Origin of the sequence: Bradyrhizobium yuanmingense, from assembly GCF_025200905.1 — a bacterium.
Taxonomy (GTDB): Bacteria; Pseudomonadota; Alphaproteobacteria; order Rhizobiales; family Xanthobacteraceae; genus Bradyrhizobium; species Bradyrhizobium yuanmingense.
This window is the reverse complement of the sequence record NZ_CP104173.1, coordinates 7628800-7647590: the sequence shown is the minus strand read 5'-3', so window position 1 is coordinate 7647590 and position 18791 is coordinate 7628800. Positions and strand designations below refer to the sequence as shown.

Below are 18791 nucleotides of genomic sequence, written 5' to 3'. Positions count from 1 at the left end.
GAATGTCGCCCGGATGCTTGCAGATTCCGACCTCGAACTTGACCATGGGCCGCGGACCGAAAGGTCCGCGACCATGCGCATGTGCGCGGTCAGCCGCGAGGTCCGGCCGATCGACGAGCTGATCCGCTTCGTTGCATCGCCTGACGGACAAATAGTTCCCGATCTCAAGCGCAAGCTGCCCGGACGCGGGATGTGGCTCACCGCCTCCCGCAAGACGGTTGCGGAAGCGGTGCGGCGTCACCAATTTAGCAAGGCCTTCAAGCGCGAGCTGCGCATCCCTCAGACGCTTCCCACCGACATCGAGGCGCTCCTGGTCCGGAGCGTGACCGAAGCCCTTGGGATCGCCGCCAAGGCGGGCCAGGTCGTGGCCGGTTTCGGCAAGGTCGAGAGCGCCCTTCGGGAAGGAACGGTCGAGGTCCTGATCCATGCCAGCGACGGGGCCGCGGACGGAATCCGCAAATTGGACATGCTGGCGCGTCAGAATGCCGGGAATCGCGGTGCTAAGGCGCAGATTCCCGTCGTCACCGCTCTGAAATCGGTAGAATTGGATTTGGCACTGACCCGGTCAAATGTGATACATGCTGCCCTGCTCGCGGGCCCGGCGAGCAAGTCATTCCTGTCACGTAGCCAGATCCTGGTCCGATACCGGATGGCGGACGACGACAAGACTGCCGAAAAACCCGGCCAGGATTTCTGAGAGACAACGACGACCCGATTGGATGGTGCGGCAACGCACAACACTGATAAATCAGGATTAGGACTGCTGAATGGTTGATACCAAGACCCCTGGCGACAAGAAGCTGAGCGTTCCGAGCAAGACGCTATCGCTCAAGCCGCGCGTCGAAACGGGCACCGTGCGCCAGAGCTTCAGCCATGGCCGCAGCAAGCAGGTCGTGGTCGAGAAGCGCGGCAAGCGCCGCATTGGCGATGGACCGGAGCCGCACGCGCCCGAGGTGACGGCAAAGCCGGCGCCGGCCGCACCCGCCGCGCCGCCGCGTCCGGCTCCGCCCCCGCCGCGCAACGCCGGTTCCGGCGTGGTGCTTCGCACCCTCACCGAGGATGAGCGTTCGGCCCGTGCCAGTGCGCTGGCCGATGCCAAGCTGCGCGAGGTCGAGGAACGCCGCCAGGCCGAGGAAGAGGCCCAGCGCCGCGCCGCCCGTGAGGCTGCCGAGCGCGCCGAGCGCGAAGCCGCCGAATCCCGCCGCAAGGCCGAGGAAGAGCGGCATCGCCACGAGGACGAAGCCAAGCGCAAGGCCGAGACCGAGGCCAAGAAGCGTTTCGGCGAGGGTGAGCAGCCGGCATCCGCCGCGCGCCCCGCGACCGCAACACCCGCCGCTTCCGCACCGCGCCCCGGTGCGCCTGCGTCCCGGCCTGGAACCACCACCACAGCGCGTCCGGGAACCACGACGGCGCGTCCTGCAACCACGACCGCGCAGCGTCCGGGTGGACCGGCTGGCCGCGGCCCCGCCGTTGCGGCCGAAGCTGACGACGACGAGGCGCCGCGCCAGATCCGCCGCGGTCCCGGCGGCGCCGCGCGTCCCGTGGTAGCCCCCAAGCCCACCCACAAGCCCGGCCCGCAGAAGGAGCGCGGCCGCCTGACCGTCGTCACCGCGCTCAATGCCGATGAGGTGCGCGAGCGCTCGATCGCCTCGTTCCGCCGCCGCACCCAGCGCCTGAAGGGCCACGCCTCGAACGAGCCCAAGGAAAAGCTCATCCGCGAAGTGGTCATTCCGGAAGCGATCACCATCCAGGAACTCGCCAACCGCATGTCCGAGCGCGCGGTCGACGTCATCCGCATGCTGATGAAGCAGGGCGCGATGCACAAGATCACCGACGTGATCGACGCCGACACCGCGCAGCTGATTGCCGAAGAGCTCGGCCACACCGTCAAGCGCGTTGCCGCCTCCGACGTTGAAGAAGGTCTGTTCGACGCGACCGACGATTCGACCGACACCGAGACCCGTTCGCCCGTGGTGACCGTCATGGGTCACGTCGACCACGGCAAGACCTCGCTGCTCGACGCGCTCCGTCACGCCAACGTGGTCTCCGGCGAAGCCGGCGGCATCACCCAGCACATCGGCGCCTATCAGGTGACATCGCCTGAAACCGGCAAGAAGATCACCTTCATCGACACGCCCGGCCACGCAGCGTTCACCGCGATGCGCGCCCGCGGCGCCAAGGTCACCGACATCGTCGTGCTGGTGGTCGCGGCCGACGACGGCGTGATGCCGCAGACAGTCGAAGCCATTAACCACGCCAAGGCGGCAGGCGTGCCGATCATCGTTGCCATCAACAAGATCGACAAGCCCGATGCCAAGCCCGAGCGCGTGCGCACCGAGCTGCTCCAGCACGAGGTGCAGGTGGAATCTTTCGGCGGCGAAGTCGTCGACGTCGAGGTGTCCGCCAAGAACAAGACCAATCTCGACAAGCTGCTCGAGATGATCGCGCTGCAGGCTGAAATCCTCGACCTGAAGACCAATTCGGAGCGTCCCGCCGAAGGCACCGTGATCGAGGCCAAGCTCGATCGCGGCCGCGGTCCGGTCGCGACCGTGCTGGTGCAGCGCGGCACGCTTCGCGTCGGCGACATCATCGTCGCCGGTGCCGAAATGGGCCGCGTCCGCGCGCTGATCTCCGATCAGGGCGAGACCGTGCAGGAGGCCGGCCCCTCGGTGCCAGTCGAGGTGCTCGGCTTCAACGGCCCGCCCGAGGCCGGCGATCGTCTCGCGGTGGTCGAGAACGAAGCCCGCGCCCGCCAGGTCACCAGCTACCGCGCGCACCAGAAGCGCGAGAACGCGGCAGCCTCGATCTCCGGCATGCGCGGCTCGCTCGAGCAGATGATGTCGCAATTGAAGACGGCGGGCCGCAAGGAATTCCCGCTGATCGTCAAGGCCGACGTGCAGGGCTCGCTGGAAGCCATCCTCGGCTCGCTGGAGAAGCTCGGCACCGACGAGGTCGCCGCCCGCATCCTGCATGCCGGCGTCGGCGGCATCTCGGAATCCGACGTGACGCTGGCCGAAGGCTTCAACGCCGCGATCATCGGCTTCTCGGTTCGCGCCAACAAGGAGGCCGCTGCGGCCGCCAAGCGCAACGGCATCGAGATCCGCTACTACAACATCATCTACGACCTCGTGGACGACGTGAAGAAGGCGATGAGCGGTCTGCTCGCGCCGACCTTGCGCGAAACCATGCTGGGCAATGCCGAGATCCTGGAGATCTTCAACATCTCCAAGGTCGGCAAGGTAGCCGGCTGCCGCGTCACCGACGGCACCGTGGAACGCGGCGCCAATGTGCGCCTCATCCGCGACAACGTCGTCGTGCACGAAGGCAAGCTGTCGACGCTGAAGCGCTTCAAGGACGAAGTGAAGGAAGTCCAATCCGGCCAGGAATGCGGCATGGCCTTCGAGAACTATCACGACATGCGTGCCGGTGACGTGATCGAGTGTTATCGCGTGGAGACGATCCAGCGCTCCCTGTAAGTCCAAATCTTACCGAAGCGTTCGGATCTTTTTGAACTGAGATTGCGGGAGTGCGATGGCCGGTTTTTTCCGGCCATCCACCCCCTCTTCGTTTCAACAGGACAAATGACAATGCCCGTGTCCCAGATGCGGGCATGACGAGGTGATTTTCGAAAAAATGCCACGGCATCATCAGAAGAAGAGTTCCGCGCCCGGCGGCTCGCAGCGTCAGCTGCGCGTCGGCGAGCAGGTTCGCCACGCGATGGCCGATATTCTGGCGCAAGGCAATGTGCATGATGCCGACCTCGAAGGTCACATCATCACCGTGCCGGAGGTGCGGATGTCGCCCGACCTGAAGCTCGCGACGGTCTACGTGATGCCGCTCGGTGGCCGCGACACCGAGATCGTCATCGCTGCGCTCGAGCGCAACAAGAAGTTCTTGCGCGGCGAGGTCGCGCGGCGCGTTAACCTGAAATTTGCACCTGACATTCGCTTCCGCGTCGACGAACGATTCGACGAAGCGGAACGGATCGAGAAGCTTTTGCGAACGCCTGCGGTGCAGAAGGATTTGGAACAGGATCCGCATTCGGATCGGGAAGAAGAGCAATGACCATGGACCCCGCTCACGGCACGATCGGCGGCAACGACACCGATCAGCGCGACGCGCAGACCAACGATTTCGCGGAGATGGGCGGCAATTCGCAGCCGCATCAGGAGCCGCGCCGCGTCAACAACGATCCGCGCGCCAAGCAGCAGAAGGGCAACCAGGTCCGCCGCGACCGCCGCGACGTCCATGGCTGGGTCGTGCTCGACAAGCCGATCGGCATGACCTCGACGCAGGCGGTCGCCGTGCTCAAGCGCCTGTTCAACGCCAAGCGCGCCGGACACGCCGGCACGCTCGATCCGCTCGCCTCGGGGGGCTTGCCGATCGCGCTCGGGGAAGCCACCAAGACCGTCCCCTTCGTGATGGACGGCCGCAAGCGCTACCGCTTCACGGTCTGCTGGGGCGAGGAGCGCGATACCGACGACATCGAGGGCCGGGTGACCGCGACCTCGGACCAGCGCCCGAGCCGGGAGGCCATCCTGGCCCTGCTGCCCCGCTTCACCGGGGTGATCGAGCAGATCCCGCCGCGCTATTCGGCGATCAAGATCCAGGGCGAGCGCGCCTATGACCTCGCCCGCGACGGCGAGGTTGTGGAACTGGCGCCCCGCCCGGTCGAGATTCACCATTTAACCCTTGTCGATCAACCAGATAACGACCGGGCCGTGTTCGAGGCCGAGTGCGGCAAGGGCACCTATGTGCGGGCGCTCGCCCGCGATATGGGCCGGATTCTCGGCACTTACGGCCATATCTGCGCGCTGAGGCGGACCCTGGTCGGCCCATTTGGCGAAAACGACATGATTCCGCTGGATCAGTTGGAGGCTTTGTGCGATAGAGCCGCGTCCGGCGAGGGCAGCCTCGCCGACGCGCTTTTGCCCGTTGAGACCGCGCTGGACGACATCCCGGCACTGGCCGTCACTCGGGCTGATGCGGCAAGGCTCCATCGGGGCCAGGCCGTTTTGTTGCGCGGACGGGATGCGCCCACTTGTAGCGGCACAGTCTATGTCACGGTGGCAGGCCGTCTTTTGGCGCTTGCCGAAGTTGGCAATGGCGAAATCATCCCCAAGCGTGTGTTCAACCTGACCGGCCTGACTGCCAGCCCCGGTCGCAACGAGAGAAATTGACGATGTCGATTGCCGCAGAACGCAAAGCGGAAGTCATCAAGACGAATGCCACCAAGGCCGGCGACACCGGCTCGCCCGAGGTTCAGGTCGCGATCCTGTCGGAACGCATCAACAACCTCACCAACCATTTCAAGACCCACGTGAAGGACAACCATTCGCGTCGCGGCCTCTTGAAGCTGGTCTCGACCCGCCGCTCGCTCCTCGACTATCTCAAGAAGAAGGACGAGGCGCGGTACAAGGCGCTGCTCGAGAAGCACAATATTCGTCGTTAAGAGTTCTTTGCGCGCGCCACCGGCGCGCGTTTTCGCGCGTGGTTTCGAACGAAAGCGCTTATTTTAAGCTTTTTGATCGAGGTTGCGCGCACGTCGGATGCGGATTGTTGATTCGCCTCCGGGCATGATGAGCGAAGACCGCGGTTCGGTGTTCGCAGTCGTGCCGACTGACAGTCCAGCAGCAATCCGGCGGCTGGGCACAACGGGCAAGGCGCCCGTATGACCCGAAAGGATGGACGCCATCCGACATCCAAAAACCATGGCAGGATCGCAGGACGCTGATCATCCGCTCCGATCAGCGTCCCGCAATCTTGCGCATGGTTTTTGTTTTTCGAGAGCCGTCCCTTCTTTCGAGAACCCATGAAAGAAGACCTCTATGTTCAATAAGCATTCAGTCGAAATCGACTGGGGCGGACGCCCACTCAAGCTCGAAACCGGCAAGATCGCCCGCCAGGCCGACGGCGCCGTCGTCGCCACCTATGGCGAGACCGTGGTGCTCGCCACCGTCGTCGCGGCGAAGGCGCCGCGCGAAGGCGTCGACTTCCTGCCGCTGACCGTCGATTACCAGGAAAAGGCCTACGCTGCGGGCCGCATTCCCGGCGGCTATTTCAAGCGCGAGGGCCGTCCGACCGAGAAGGAGACGCTGGTCTCCCGCCTGATCGACCGACCGATCCGCCCGCTGTTCGTCGACGGCTGGCGCAACGAGACCCAAGTGATCGTCACCGTGCTGTCGCACGATATGGAGAATGATCCCGACATCGTGGCGATGGTCGCGGCCTCCGCGGCGCTGACCCTGTCCGGCGTGCCCTTCAAGGGCCCGATCGGCGCGGCGCGCGTCGGCTTTGCCAATGACGAGTTCATCCTCAATCCGACGCTTGACGAGATGGTCGACACCCAGCTCGACCTCGTGGTCGCCGGCACTGCCGACGCCGTTCTGATGGTGGAATCGGAAGCCAAGGAACTGAACGAAGACATCATGCTCGGTGCGGTGATGTTCGGTCACCGCCACTTCCAGCCGGTCATCAACGCGATCATCGACCTCGCCGAGAAGGCTGCGAAGGAGCCGCGCGAAGTCACTGTCATCGACAATGCGGCGCTCGAGAAGGAAATGCTCGGCCTGGTCGAGCAGGAACTGCGCGCCGCCTACGCCATTCCGATCAAGCAGGATCGCTACGCCGCGGTCGGCAAGGTCAAGGAAAAGGTGATGGCCCATTACTTCCCCGAAGGCCAGGAGCCGCAATACGACAAGCTGCGCATCGCCGGCGTGTTCAAGGAGCTGGAAGCCAAGATCGTTCGCTGGAACATCCTCGACACCGGCAAGCGCATCGACGGCCGCGACAGCAAGACGGTGCGCAACATCGTCGCCGAAGTCGGCGTGCTGCCCCGCGCCCACGGCTCGGCGCTGTTCACCCGCGGCGAGACCCAGGCGATGGTCGTGACCACGCTCGGCACCGGCGAGGACGAGCAGTACATCGACGCGCTGTCCGGGACGTACAAGGAAACGTTCCTGCTGCATTACAACTTCCCGCCCTATTCGGTCGGCGAGACCGGCCGCCTCGGCGGCACCAAGCGCCGCGAAATCGGCCACGGCAAGCTGGCCTGGCGCGCGATCCGTCCGGTGCTGCCGCCGCACCATGAATTCCCCTACACCACGCGCGTGGTGTCGGAGATCACCGAGTCGAACGGCTCCTCGTCGATGGCTTCGGTCTGCGGCGCCTCGCTGGCGCTGATGGATGCGGGCGTGCCGCTGAAGCGGCCGACCGCGGGCATCGCGATGGGCCTGATCCTCGAGGACAAGCGCTTTGCGGTTCTCTCCGACATTCTCGGCGACGAGGACCATCTCGGCGACATGGACTTCAAGGTCGCCGGCACGGAAGCGGGCATCACCTCGCTCCAGATGGACATCAAGATCGAGGGCATCACCGAAGAGATCATGAAGGTCGCGTTGGCTCAGGCCAAGGACGGCCGCATCCATATCCTCGGCGAGATGGCCAAGGCCCTCACCGCGGCCCGCGCCGAGCTGGGCGAATATGCGCCGCGCATCGAGACCTTCAAGATCGCCACCGACAAGATCCGCGAGGTGATCGGCACCGGCGGCAAGGTGATCCGCGAGATCGTCGAGAAGACCGGCGCCAAGGTCAACATCGAGGATGACGGCACCGTGAAGGTCGCCTCCAGCGACGGCGAGGCGATGAAGGCGGCGATCAAGTGGATCAAGTCGATCGCGTCCGATCCGGAAGTCGGCCAGATCTATGACGGCACTGTCGTCAAGGTGATGGAGTTCGGCGCCTTCGTGAACTTCTTCGGTTCCAAGGATGGTCTCGTCCACATCAGCCAGCTCGCGGCCAACCGCGTGCAGAAGACCTCCGACGTCGTCAAGGAAGGCGACAAGGTCAAGGTCAAGCTGCTCGGCTTCGACGATCGCGGCAAGACCCGCCTGTCGATGAAGGTGGTCGACCAGACCACCGGTGAGGATCTCGAGGGCAAGGAGAAGGCCGCCGAGGGCGAAAAGGCCCCGCGCGAAGCCGCCGGCGAGTAACCTCTCGGAACATCTGAACACCAAGGGCGGCCGAAAGGCCGCCCTTCTTTTTTTGGCCGTTTGCTACCTGCTTCGTCGAACGCCATGCGCGATTCCGTCGCACCATCACAGCCACTTCGTTCGAAACCCGCAGTGGCTGCAACCGCGTATCTACGTCTACCGCCATACGCTTCACTCAGCGGATCGTCCCAGACAGGAGAACCAGATGTCATCCATATCCCGGCGCCGTCTCATGTTCGCAGCCACCGGCCTCGTTGCGGCCGCCGCTGCCCCGCGCTTGGCGTTTGCGCAGGCGGCCATGGCGCCCACAGGGCCGTTCAAACTCGATCCGCTGGCCTATCCGCCGAACGCGTTGGAACCGCATATCGATGCCAAGACGATGGAGATTCATCACGGCCGCCATCACCAGGCGTTCATTACCAACCTGAACAATTTCGCGAAGGACAATCCGCAGATCGCTGGAAAGCCGGTCGGCGAGGTGCTCGGCAATCTCGGCGCCGTACCCGACGCGATCCGCACCGGCGTCCGCAACAACATGGGAGGCCACGCCAACCACACGATGTTCTGGCAGATCATGGGACCGAACGGCGGCAAGCCGGAAGGCGCCCTGCTCGCCGCGATCGACAGCGATCTCGGTGGCATGGAGAAATTGCAAGCCGACTTCAACGCTGCCGGCGGACGGGTCTTCGGCTCGGGCTGGGTGTTCGTGACTGTCAGCAAGGATGGCAAGCTCGCCATCGAAACGCGACCCAACCAGGACAATCCGATGATGGACGGCAAGCGGGCGCTGCTCGGCAATGACGTCTTGGGAGCACGCCTACTATCTGAACTACCAGAACCGGCGCGCCGATTATCTCAAGGCATGGTGGAATACGGTGAACTGGAAGGCGGTGGGCGAGCGCTACGCTGCCGCGAAGGCCGGCACACTCGACGTGTAACGCCGATCCGGGATGATGAAAAAAGGGCGGCCTCTCGGCCGCCCTTTTGTTTGCGGGCCCCCGATCAGGATCGCGCCGCGATGTCGTAGCGGTCGAGGTTCATCACCTTGGTCCAGGCTTTCGCAAAGTCCTTCACGAACTTCTCCTTGGAGTCCGAGGTGGCATAGACCTCGGCGAAGGCGCGAAGCTGCGAGTGCGAGCCGAAGATCAGATCGACGCGCGTTGCGGTCCACTTGACGGTGTTGGTCTTGCGGTCGCGGCCTTCGTAGACGCCGTCCGCACCGGGCGGTGCCCACTGCGTGCTCATGTCGAGCAGGTTGACGAAATAGTCGTTGCTTAGCGTTCCCACCTTCGAGGTGAAGACGCCGTGCTTCAACCCGCCGGCATTGGCGCCGAGCACACGCAAGCCACCGACCAGCACCGTCATCTCCGGACCGGTCAGCCGCAGCAGCTGGGCGCGGTCGACGAGGGCCTCTTCGGGCTGCATGAACTGATGCCGCTTGCCGATGTAGTTGCGGAAGCCATCGGCTCGCGGCTCCAGCGGGGCGAAGGAGGCCGCATCGGTCTGCTCCTGCGAAGCATCCATGCGGCCCGGCGTGAAGCCGACCTTGACGTCGACGCCGGCATCCTTGGCAGCCTTCTCGACGGCGGCGGTGCCGCCGAGCACGATCAGGTCGGCGAGCGAGACCTTCTTGGCGCCGGATGAGGCGTTGAAGTCCTTCTGGATCGCTTCGAGCTTGCCGAGCACCTTGGCGAGCTGAGCCGGCTCGTTGACCTCCCAGTCCTTCTGCGGAGCAAGGCGGATGCGCGCACCGTTGGCGCCGCCGCGCTTGTCCGAGCCGCGGAACGTCGAGGCCGAGGCCCAGGCCGTCGAGACCAACTCCGGCACCGTCAGGCCCGAGGCCAGGATCTTCGACTTGAGGGCCGCGATGTCCTGCTCACTGACCAGCTCGTGGTTCACGGCGGGGATCGGATCCTGCCAGATCAGCGTCTCCTTCGGCACCAGCGGGCCGAGATAGCGCTGGATCGGACCCATGTCGCGATGGGTGAGCTTGAACCAGGCACGGGCGAAGGCGTCCGCGAACTGATCCGGGTTCTCCAGGAAGCGACGCGAGATCTTCTCATATGCGGGATCGAAGCGCAGCGAGAGGTCGGTCGTCAGCATGGTCGGCCGATGCTTCTTCGACGGATCGAACGCGTCCGGAATGATCGCTTCGGCGTTCTTGGCGGTCCATTGCTGAGCGCCGGCCGGGCTCTTCGTCAGCTCCCATTCGAAGTTGAAGAGATTTTCGAAGAAGTTGTTGCTCCACTTCGTCGGCGTCTTCGTCCAGGTCACTTCCAGACCGCTGGTGATGGAGTCGGCGGAGTGGCCCGCCCCATGCTTGCTCTTCCAGCCGAGGCCCTGGTCTTCAAGCGCACCGGCTTCCGGTTCTGGACCGACCAGCGAGGGATCGCCGGCGCCATGGGTCTTGCCGAAGCTGTGGCCGCCAGCGATCAGCGCGACGGTCTCCTCGTCGTTCATCGCCATGCGGGCGAAGGTCTCGCGGATGTCCTTGGCCGCGGCGACCGGATCCGGCTTGCCGTTCGGGCCTTCCGGATTGACGTAGATGAGGCCCATCTGCACCGCGCCGAGCGGCTCGGCGAGCTGGCGCTCGCCGCTGTAGCGCTCATCACCGAGCCAGGTGCCTTCCGGCCCCCAATAGAGCTCTTCCGGCTCCCAGACGTCGACGCGACCGCCGGCGAAACCAAAGGTCTTGAAGCCCATCGATTCGAGCGCGACGTTGCCGGCGAGCACCATCAGGTCGGCCCAGGAAATCTTCTGGCCGTATTTCTGCTTGATCGGCCAGAGCAGACGGCGCGCCTTGTCGAGATTGGCGTTGTCGGGCCAGGAGTTGAGCGGGGCGAAACGCTGCTGACCGGCGCCGGCGCCGCCGCGGCCGTCGGTGGTGCGATAGGTGCCGGCGCTGTGCCAGGCCATGCGGATCATGAGGCCGCCATAGTGGCCGAAGTCGGCCGGCCACCATTCCTGAGAATCCGTCATCAACGCGGTCAGGTCCTTGATGACCGCGTTCAGGTCGAGCGACTTGAACTCCTTGGCGTAATCGAAGTCCTTGTCCATCGGATCGGACTTGTCGGAATTCTTGTGCAGCACCTCGATGTTGAGCTGCGTCGGCCACCAATCGCGGTTTGAGCGCGTGGGTTTTCCGCCCGAAAACGGGCACTTCGAAGTGTCGTCCATGAATACCTCCTCTGGCGGCGTCGAACTCGCGCCCTTGGCCAGGTAGAACCACTCTAAGCGTCGCGTCCTATCAGGGGAAGTTGACTTTAGTGATCGCTGCGATAGGATTTTCTGATGATCAATCTGACGCTGCGCCAGCTCCGGTATTTCGATGCGCTGGCGCGCCACGGCCATTTCGGCCGTGCCGCCGAGGCCTGCTCGATCTCGCAGCCGGCGCTGTCGATGCAGATCAAGGAACTGGAGGAGACGCTCGGCGGCCTGTTGCTGGAGCGCAGCGCGCGCCAGGTCGCGCTGACCCGGTTCGGCGAGGAGCTGGCGCAACGGGTCCGCGACATCCTGCGCTCGGTCGACGAGCTCGGCGATTTCGCGCGCGCTTCGCAGGACCGCTTCGCCGGCCGCCTGCGCATCGGCATGATCCCGACCATCGCGCCCTATTTGCTGCCCAAGATCACCAAGAACCTCACGCGCATGCACCCGGAGCTCGACATCCGCGTGCGCGAGACCATGACGCCGCGGCTGATCCAGGAGCTGGTGGAGGGCCGGCTCGACACCGCCATCGTGGCGCTGCCGGTGTCGGAGCCCTCGCTCACCGAGGTCGCGCTGTTCGAGGAGAAGTTTCTGCTGGTGCGGCCGGGCGCCGATGAAGGCACGCCGGTGCCGTCGCGCGAGATGATGCGCGAGATGCGGCTTCTGCTGCTCGAGGAAGGGCACTGTTTCCGCGACCAGGCGCTCTCCTTCTGCAACATGCAGGCCGCGCCGCCGCGCGAGATGCTCGATGCGAACTCGCTATCGACGCTGGTGCAGATGGTCAGCGCCGGCATCGGCGTCACGTTGATCCCGGAGATGGCGGTGCCGGTGGAGACGCGCTCCGCCTCGGTCTCGCTGGCGCGCTTCCGCGACCCCGAGCCGTCGCGAACAATCGGCATGGTCTGGCGCAAGACCAGCCCGCTGTCGCGGCAGCTGCTGCAGATCTCCGAGGTGGTGTGCCTGTCCGCGGGCAAGGTGCGCGCGCGGCAATCCCTGCGCGGCCAGAAGGCTTGACTGGCTCATGTCGCATCCGGTCATCCGCCTCGCCCGCTCCGACGAATACGATGAGATCGGCCGCGTCTGGATGGAGAGCTGGGTCTCGACCGGGCTCGGCGAAGCCAGCGACTTCCTGCTGGCCAATTTGCGTGCGCGCATCAAGCGCGAGATCGAGAACGGCTGGAGCCTGTTCGTCGCCGACGATCGCGGCACGATCGGAGCGATGCTCGCGCTGCACCTGCCGAAGCTCTATCTCGACATGCTGTTCGTCGCGCCTGCCCATCAGGGCCGATCGCTCGGCCGGCAATTGCTCGCTTTCACGCGCACGCAAATGCCCGACGAGATCTATCTGCGCTGCGTCCGCGAGAACGAGAAGGCCTGGCGCTGGTACGAGCGCGAAGGTTTTGTGTTCGAGAAGGAAGAGATCGAGCCGTCGAACGGGTTCGTGATGAAGTGTTACCGGTGGAAGCGGCAACGGCCAGGCGGCGGGTAGGACGAGCGGGTCTTCACCTTGCGGTTGTCATCGGCGCGCACTAGTAGATGTCTCTCGTCGATGAGAATATCCTGGAAACCGCAACCTGCATCAGCCGTCCCATGTTTCGCATCTGCTTGACTACGATCTTTCTGTTAGGGCTCATCGCAGGCGCGGCGGCCCAATCCGCTCCATCGCCGGCTCGGCCAGCCAAGAGCACCACGCCGAAAGCCGCCCCGAGCTCCAAACAGGCTGTCGCTGCGGATGCAGGACCGTGCGGGATTGGTCTCATTTCCGTCGTCGGCAACCGGTTCGGTGTTCAGCAGGTTGGCTTCACCATGTTTGGCAACGAGTACGTGCCCGTCGCGATCGATGGCTGGGGACTTGATGACATCGTCATGTCGCGGGTTCGCGCGGCCGCAGCCGGCAAATCTGTCAAGCGCCTCGCTTATTCACCGAGCGCCTGGGCGCAGGCTGGCGGATCCGGATCGCCGATGCTGAGACGAAACCAGGAGCGGCAGGAATTCGTTCAGCAGAGCGCGGCAGGCACCAAATGTCAGCTCTATGTCCTGGTCGAGAGATTTCAGAACGGCTTCAGCAACACGAATCAATCCGTCGAAGGATTTGGCATCGTGAAGTGGGGCAATCCCATCAAGCGACGCACGTTCCTGTTCGCGCTGACCTATATCACCGTGTACGACGGACAGTCGTTCGAGGTCGTCAAGAAGGGCGCGGCGTCAACGGATGCCGAACCCATGATGTCACGCTTGATCGGGATCAACCCGATCAGCGGCCCCAACAAGGAATTGGATGAGACGGCCTTTCCGGCGTCTGCCAACGAGGTGGCGGGCAACCAAGCGCTGCGCGATGGTGTCCGCACGCTGCTGACGACGAGTCTCGACAAAACGCTACCTCAGCTGCTCCAGCAATAAAGGTTCCCGCCATGATCAAGCTCTATTGGTCGCCCCGCTCGCGCTCGTTCACGACGCTCTGGCTGATGGAGGAGAGCGGCCTGCCCTATGAGCGCGTGCTGACCGACATCTCGACCGGCGCGCAGAAGGCGCCGGACTATCTGAAGATCAACCCGATGGGCAAGGTGCCGGCGCTGATCGACGGCGATGCGGCGCTTGGCGAAGCCGCCGCGATCTGCGCTTACATCGCCGATCGTTATCCCGAGACCAGGCTCGCGCCCGCCGTGACCGACCCGCGCCGCGCGCGCTATCTGCAATGGCTGTTCTTTTCGCCGGGCTGCATCGAGCCGGCCATCATCCAGATCTTCACCAAGATCGAGATCCCGACCTCGACGGCGGCCTGGGGCAGCGCCACGCAGGTGTTCGACGTGCTGGAAGCCGCGCTCGAAAAAGGTCCGTGGATTCTCGGCGAGGAATTTTCCGCCGCCGACGTCGTGATCGGCTCGGGCCTGAACTTCGCGGTGCGCCTGTTCAAGATGGTGCCGTCGCGCCCCGCGTTCGATGCCTATCTCGCGCGCTGCACGGCGCGGCCGGCCTTCCAGCGCGCGGAGAAGATCGCGGCGGGTTAAGCAAGCTCTCGTAGGGTAGGCAAAGCGAAGTAGCTGCAGTAGCCCGGATGGAGCGCAGCGCAATCCGGGGCAATCGCATCCGCGGATGAGCCTGTCCCGGATTTCGCTGCGCTCCATCCAGGCTACGAAGCTATTCCGATGACTTCAGATCATCCGGCCGCGGCATCAGGATGACGTTGTAGCCGGAATCCACATAATGGACTTCGCCGGTCACCCCGCCGGAGAGATCCGACAACAGATATAGCGCCGAGCCGCCGAGCTCGTCGAGCGTGACGCCGCGGCGGAGCGGCGCGTGCTTCTGCATGAAGCCGAACATGGCCCGCGCCTCGCCGATGCCGGAGCCGGCGAGGGTGCGGATGGGGCCGGCGGAAATCGCGTTGACGCGGATGCCGCGCGGTCCGAAATCGGCGGCGAGATAGCGCACGGAGGCCTCCAGCGCCGCCTTGGCCACGCCCATGACGTTGTAGTTCGGCATCGCGCGCTCCGAGGCGCCGAAGGTCAGCGTGATCATGCTGCCGCCTTCCGTCATCAGCTCGGCGGCGCGCTTTGCGACTTCCGTAAACGAGAAGCAGGAGATCACCATGGTGCGCGAGAAATTCTCGCGGCTGGTGTCGGCATAGCGGCCCTTCAGCTCGTTCTTGTCGGCAAAGCCGATCGCGTGGATCACGAAGTCGAGCTTGCCCCACTTTTCGCGGAGCACCGCGAAGGTGGCATCGACGCTTGCGATGTCCTCGACGTCGCAAGGCAGCACCAGATCGACGCCGAGCTGCTCCGCCAGCGGCTTGACGCGCTTGCCGAGCGCCTCGCCCTGGAAGGTGAAGGCGAGCTCGGCGCCATGGGCATGCAGCGTCCGCGCCATGCCCCAGGCGATGGAATGATCATTGGCGATGCCCATGATCAGACCGCGCTTGCCTTCCATCAAACCTTCCATTGCCGCCATCGCTCCTATTTTCGACGTCATCGCCCGCGTAGGCGGGCGATCCAGTATTCCAGAGACCGTCGTGATAAATAGAGAAGCCGCGGCGTACTGGATGCCCCGCCTTCGCGGGGCATGACAAGGTCAGAGATCACGCATCCAGCCGGCTGAACACCAGCGTGGCGTTGGTGCCGCCGAAGCCGAAGGAGTTCGACAGCACGGTGCCGATCCTGGCGTTGTCGATGCGCTTGCGCACGATCGGCATGTCGGCGAACACGGGGTCGAGCTCCTGGATGTGCGCGCTCTCGCAGATGAAGCCGTTGTTCATCATCAGCAGCGAATAGATCGCTTCCTGCACGCCGGTGGCGCCGAGCGAGTGGCCCGTCAGCGCCTTGGTCGCCGAGATCGGCGGGCACTTCTCGCCGACGCCGAACACTTTGCGGATCGCCTCGATCTCCGGCGGGTCGCCGGCCGGCGTCGAGGTCGCGTGCGGGTTGATGTAGTCGACCTTGGTCTTCACCGTCGACATCGCCATGCGCATGCAGCGCTCGGCGCCTTCGCCCGACGGCGCCACCATGTCGTGGCCATCAGAGGTCGCGCCATAGCCGACCACCTCGCCATAGATGCGCGCGCCGCGCGCCTTGGCATGCTCGAGCTCTTCCAGCACCAAGACGCCGGCGCCGCCAGCGATGACGAAGCCGTCGCGATTGAGATCGTAGGGACGCGAGGCCGTGGCCGGCGTGTCGTTGTACTTCGAGGACATCGCGCCCATGGCGTCGAACAGCACCGACAGTGACCAGTCCAGCTCCTCGCAGCCGCCGGCGAAGATGACGTCCTGCTTGCCGATCTGGATGGTCTCATAGGCATTGCCGACGCAATGGTTGGAGGTCGCGCAGGCCGATGAGATCGAATAGTTCACGCCCTTGATCTTGAACCAGGTCGCGAGCGTCGCGGACGCCGTGGAGGACATCGCCTTCGGCACCGCAAACGGGCCGACGCGCTTCGGTCCCTTGGAGCGGGTGATGTCGGCGGCTTCGACGATGGTGCGCGCCGAGGGGCCGCCGGAGCCCATGATGATGCCGGTACGGATGTTGGAGACCTCGTCGGGCGACAGGCCGGAATCCTGGATCGCCTGCTCCATCGCGATGTGATTCCACGCCGCGCCCTGGCCGAGGAAGCGCATCGCGCGGCGGTCGACCACCGTCGACGGATCGAGCGACGGCTCGCCTTGCACCTGCGAACGGAAGCCGAGCTCGGCATATTTCTCAGCCCGCGAAATGCCCGACTTCGCCTCGTGAAGGCTCGCAAGCACTTCCTGGGTGTTGTTTCCGATCGACGAGACGATGCCCATCCCGGTGACCACAACCCGCCTCATGACAGCCTCGCCTCAATCGTTGTCTTCTTAGTGATGCGCTCAGCCCAGGCTCGTGCCCTGCTTGAACAGGCCGACCTTCAGATCCTTGGCGCGATAGATAATCTGGTCATCGACCGAAAGCCACCCGTCGGCGATGCCGAGCACGAGCTTCGAACGCATCACGCGCTTGATATCGACGTTGTACACAACCTTGCGGGCGTCGGTCAGCACCTGGCCGCCGAACTTCAGTTCGCTCAGGCCAAGCGCCCGGCCGCGCCCTTCACCCCCGCTCCAGCCGAGGTAGAAGCCGACCATCTGCCACAGCGCATCGAGGCCCAGGCAGCCGGGCATGACCGGATCGTTCTTGAAATGGCAGCCGAAGAACCAGAGGTCGGGCTTCACGTCGAGCTCGGCGCGCACCAGACCCTTGCCGAACTCACCGCCATTGTCGTTGATGTCGGTGATGCGGTCGAACATCAGCATCGGCGGCAGCGGCAGCTGGGCGTTGCCTGGGCCGAACATCTCGCCGCGGGCACAGGCCAGCAGATCTTCATAGTCGTAACCGTTGCGCCTGTTCAGCATTCACGAGCCTCTGTTCAAATCCCGATTGAGCGGCGTTCCTGGCGAAAATGGGCCCGTCTCGATCGGACCGCCAATCGCCACCGCCGGCCGCGACTTGCGCAAGCTTCGCATGGATTGCCAACCGGGCCTCCATGCCCGGCTGCGCCAAAATCGGCTAAGCGGAACCGCGCGCTCTCTAACACAGGCCATTTCGGGTAGCAAAGCGCAGAGATGAAGGTAAAATGACGGGCTCCCCCAACCGGTTCCGAGCCTAATTAGAACGTCTCTAGTTGCGAGAAACTTGCATCTGCATCTTTCTCTTCTTATGTTACAGGGAGATATTGTTCACGCGTGCCCGAAATCTTGGAAATGAACGAGAATACCGCGTCCCAACACGACGACGACCATGCCGCGGCCCTCCTGTCCGGCCGCCAGCCGGCCCTGACCGGGTGTCCCTGGCACGACGTCAACGAAATGCTGCAGTCCGCGGGGTTGCGGCCGACGCGCCAGCGCATGGCGCTGGGCTGGCTGCTGTTCGGCAAGGGCGCACGCCACCTCACGGCTGAAATGCTCTACGAGGAAGCCACCCTCGCCAAGGTCCCGGTGTCGCTGGCGACCGTCTACAACACGCTGAACCAGCTCACCGATGCCGGCCTGTTGCGCCAGGTCAGCGTCGACGGCACGAAAACCTATTTCGACACCAACGTCACCACCCACCACCACTACTATCTCGAGAATAGCCACGAGCTGGTCGACATCGAGGATCCGCATCTGGCACTGTCCAAGATGCCGGAGGTGCCCGAGGGCTACGAGATCTCCCGCATCGACATGGTCGTGCGCCTGCGCAAGAAGCGCTGAGCTAATCCTGCATCACTGATTTGGTCGTCATGGCCGGGCATAGCCGTCCAAAGGGACGGCGTCGCTTCCGCTCGCCTATGTCCCGGCCATCCACGTTTTGGGACTAGTCAGAAGAGCGTGGATGCCCGGGACAAGCCCGGGCATGACGTTGGGGCGGCAGATTGCTCCGCCGCCCGACGGCGTCAGTTGACCTGCTCGTCCGAATAGACGCCCCAGAGGCGCTCCTGCTGGATCCAGCCGTCGAATCCATTACCGATGACGCGGCACCAGCCTGCGGCGCATTTCTTGACCTGGGTGACGACGCCGGCCTGGAGCTTGGCCGCAACCGCGCTGTCGGGATCGGGCCGGTCATAGATCGGAGCCAGATCGTCCTTGTGCTTCATGGTGACGACCGCGGTGCGGCGGCCCGACAGCAGCGAATGATAGACCCAGCCCTCGGCGCCTTCGGAATCGCGCACCCGGCGCCAGTTCTCGAACTCGGCGGTAATTTCGACCGGCAGGCCGGCGCGGGTGTAGACCCAGGCGACGTCATTGTCCTTGGTCGGGCCGGCGCGGACGTTCACGTGATCCGATTTGAGGCTGACATAGCGCGGCACCGGCAAGCCGCTGGTGGTCTGCGGGGTATTGTCCTTCGCCGCATGCGAGGGCCCGACCGAGGCGCTCAACCAAGTGCAAACGAGCGCCATCACCCAACAAAAACGCCCCAACGCCATCAACCCGTCTCCTTCGAAGACCCGGCACACCGGGCCCTCACCCCAAATTCCAAAACCCTGCCGCGCCTGCCCCTTCTCCCCGCCCCACGCGGGTTCCAAGCCTTGAGCCGTGGTTCTTGTCTTGGCCCGGCCTTCTGCTAGAGAGAACGGGCACTTGAGCAACCAATTGGCCCCGATTTTCCGGCC

16 protein-coding genes and 1 pseudogene are annotated in these 18791 nt (G+C 64.4%); 12 read left to right on the top strand and 5 right to left on the bottom strand.

All coding sequences use genetic code 11. The features are described from left to right. Nucleotides 1–13: 13 nt before the first annotated feature. The 7 genes and pseudogenes from N2605_RS35445 (at nt 14) to N2605_RS35415 (ending at nt 8929) form a co-directional block, all read left to right on the top strand. A complete protein-coding gene (locus tag N2605_RS35445; protein ID WP_025032907.1) occupies nt 14–697 on the top strand; it encodes an RNA-binding protein in 684 nt (227 codons plus the stop codon). Between the two features lie 70 nt (nt 698–767). Further along, nucleotides 768–3476: a translation initiation factor IF-2 gene (infB, locus tag N2605_RS35440; RefSeq protein WP_225148329.1), complete on the top strand. Its 2709-nt coding sequence runs from the start codon at nt 768–770 to the stop codon at nt 3474–3476. Nucleotides 3477–3633: 157 nt separating this feature from the next. Beyond that, nucleotides 3634–4065 (top strand): 30S ribosome-binding factor RbfA, encoded by a 432-nt coding sequence (rbfA, locus tag N2605_RS35435; RefSeq protein WP_036008998.1) that lies wholly within the window; start codon nt 3634–3636, stop codon nt 4063–4065. Continuing rightward, a complete protein-coding gene (gene truB / locus N2605_RS35430) occupies nt 4062–5180 on the top strand; it encodes a tRNA pseudouridine(55) synthase TruB (RefSeq protein ID WP_260345310.1) in 1119 nt (372 codons plus the stop codon). The genes rbfA and truB overlap by 4 nt, the downstream gene beginning before the upstream one ends. 2 nt (nt 5181–5182) lie before the next feature. Continuing rightward, a complete protein-coding gene (gene rpsO / locus N2605_RS35425) occupies nt 5183–5452 on the top strand; it encodes a 30S ribosomal protein S15 (protein ID WP_008540131.1) in 270 nt (89 codons plus the stop codon). Nucleotides 5453–5828: 376 nt separating this feature from the next. Then, complete coding sequence (gene pnp / locus N2605_RS35420; RefSeq protein WP_260345308.1) at nt 5829–7991, top strand: polyribonucleotide nucleotidyltransferase; 2163 nt, start codon at nt 5829–5831, stop codon at nt 7989–7991. A gap of 205 nt (nt 7992–8196) precedes the next feature. Further along, a pseudogene (locus N2605_RS35415) lies at nt 8197–8929 on the top strand (superoxide dismutase). 64 nt (nt 8930–8993) lie between these two features. Here the strand turns inward: N2605_RS35415 and katG are convergent. After that, nucleotides 8994–11168, bottom strand: coding sequence for a catalase/peroxidase HPI (gene katG, locus N2605_RS35410; protein WP_036009010.1), 2175 nt, complete (start codon nt 11166–11168; stop codon nt 8994–8996). 114 nt (nt 11169–11282) lie between these two features. Here katG and N2605_RS35405 point away from each other — a divergent pair, with 114 nt between their 5' ends. Genes N2605_RS35405 through N2605_RS35390 form a run of 4 tightly spaced genes read left to right on the top strand, consistent with a single transcriptional unit; the run spans nt 11283 to nt 14203 of the window. Then, nucleotides 11283–12209 (top strand): hydrogen peroxide-inducible genes activator, encoded by a 927-nt coding sequence (locus N2605_RS35405; RefSeq protein WP_036009013.1) that lies wholly within the window; start codon nt 11283–11285, stop codon nt 12207–12209. A gap of 7 nt (nt 12210–12216) precedes the next feature. Further along, nucleotides 12217–12684 (top strand): GNAT family N-acetyltransferase, encoded by a 468-nt coding sequence (locus N2605_RS35400; RefSeq protein ID WP_036009017.1) that lies wholly within the window; start codon nt 12217–12219, stop codon nt 12682–12684. A 47-nt stretch (nt 12685–12731) separates the two neighbouring features. After that, nucleotides 12732–13595, top strand: coding sequence for a hypothetical protein (locus N2605_RS35395; RefSeq protein ID WP_146207651.1), 864 nt, complete (start codon nt 12732–12734; stop codon nt 13593–13595). A gap of 11 nt (nt 13596–13606) precedes the next feature. Next, entirely contained in the window at nt 13607–14203 is a 597-nt protein-coding gene (locus N2605_RS35390; RefSeq protein WP_057027867.1) for a glutathione S-transferase family protein, read from the top strand. Nucleotides 14204–14333: 130 nt separating this feature from the next. Here the strand turns inward: N2605_RS35390 and fabI are convergent, their stop codons facing one another. The 3 genes from fabI to fabA form a co-directional block, all read right to left on the bottom strand. Further along, nucleotides 14334–15134, bottom strand: a complete 801-nt coding sequence (gene fabI, locus N2605_RS35385) for an enoyl-ACP reductase FabI (protein WP_260345306.1) — start codon at nt 15132–15134, stop codon at nt 14334–14336. 136 nt (nt 15135–15270) lie between these two features. After that, a complete protein-coding gene (gene fabB, locus N2605_RS35380) occupies nt 15271–16494 on the bottom strand; it encodes a beta-ketoacyl-ACP synthase I (RefSeq protein WP_260345305.1) in 1224 nt (407 codons plus the stop codon). 39 nt (nt 16495–16533) lie between these two features. Further along, complete coding sequence (gene fabA, locus N2605_RS35375) at nt 16534–17055, bottom strand: bifunctional 3-hydroxydecanoyl-ACP dehydratase/trans-2-decenoyl-ACP isomerase (protein ID WP_036009034.1); 522 nt, start codon at nt 17053–17055, stop codon at nt 16534–16536. Nucleotides 17056–17403: 348 nt separating this feature from the next. On the opposite strand from fabA, the gene irrA reads away from it, so the two are divergent. Then, nucleotides 17404–17892: an iron response transcriptional regulator IrrA gene (gene irrA, locus N2605_RS35370; RefSeq protein WP_036009037.1), complete on the top strand. Its 489-nt coding sequence runs from the start codon at nt 17404–17406 to the stop codon at nt 17890–17892. 182 nt (nt 17893–18074) lie between these two features. Here irrA and N2605_RS35365 read toward each other — a convergent pair whose 3' ends face one another. Beyond that, nucleotides 18075–18605, bottom strand: a complete 531-nt coding sequence (locus N2605_RS35365) for an SH3 domain-containing protein (RefSeq protein WP_036009040.1) — start codon at nt 18603–18605, stop codon at nt 18075–18077. Between the last annotated feature and the right edge of the window lie 186 nt (nt 18606–18791).

Coding starts and splice junctions, on each gene's coding strand:
- N2605_RS35445 (WP_025032907.1), top strand. CDS start 14: ATGCTTGCAGATTCCGACCTCGAACTTGACCATGGGCCGCGGACCGAA.
- infB (WP_225148329.1), top strand. CDS start 768: ATGGTTGATACCAAGACCCCTGGCGACAAGAAGCTGAGCGTTCCGAGC.
- rbfA (WP_036008998.1), top strand. CDS start 3,634: ATGCCACGGCATCATCAGAAGAAGAGTTCCGCGCCCGGCGGCTCGCAG.
- truB (WP_260345310.1), top strand. CDS start 4,062: ATGACCATGGACCCCGCTCACGGCACGATCGGCGGCAACGACACCGAT.
- rpsO (WP_008540131.1), top strand. CDS start 5,183: ATGTCGATTGCCGCAGAACGCAAAGCGGAAGTCATCAAGACGAATGCC.
- pnp (WP_260345308.1), top strand. CDS start 5,829: ATGTTCAATAAGCATTCAGTCGAAATCGACTGGGGCGGACGCCCACTC.
- katG (WP_036009010.1), bottom strand. CDS start 11,168: ATGGACGACACTTCGAAGTGCCCGTTTTCGGGCGGAAAACCCACGCGC.
- N2605_RS35405 (WP_036009013.1), top strand. CDS start 11,283: ATGATCAATCTGACGCTGCGCCAGCTCCGGTATTTCGATGCGCTGGCG.
- N2605_RS35400 (WP_036009017.1), top strand. CDS start 12,217: ATGTCGCATCCGGTCATCCGCCTCGCCCGCTCCGACGAATACGATGAG.
- N2605_RS35395 (WP_146207651.1), top strand. CDS start 12,732: ATGTCTCTCGTCGATGAGAATATCCTGGAAACCGCAACCTGCATCAGC.
- N2605_RS35390 (WP_057027867.1), top strand. CDS start 13,607: ATGATCAAGCTCTATTGGTCGCCCCGCTCGCGCTCGTTCACGACGCTC.
- fabI (WP_260345306.1), bottom strand. CDS start 15,134: ATGGAAGGTTTGATGGAAGGCAAGCGCGGTCTGATCATGGGCATCGCC.
- fabB (WP_260345305.1), bottom strand. CDS start 16,494: ATGAGGCGGGTTGTGGTCACCGGGATGGGCATCGTCTCGTCGATCGGA.
- fabA (WP_036009034.1), bottom strand. CDS start 17,055: ATGCTGAACAGGCGCAACGGTTACGACTATGAAGATCTGCTGGCCTGT.
- irrA (WP_036009037.1), top strand. CDS start 17,404: ATGAACGAGAATACCGCGTCCCAACACGACGACGACCATGCCGCGGCC.
- N2605_RS35365 (WP_036009040.1), bottom strand. CDS start 18,605: ATGGCGTTGGGGCGTTTTTGTTGGGTGATGGCGCTCGTTTGCACTTGG.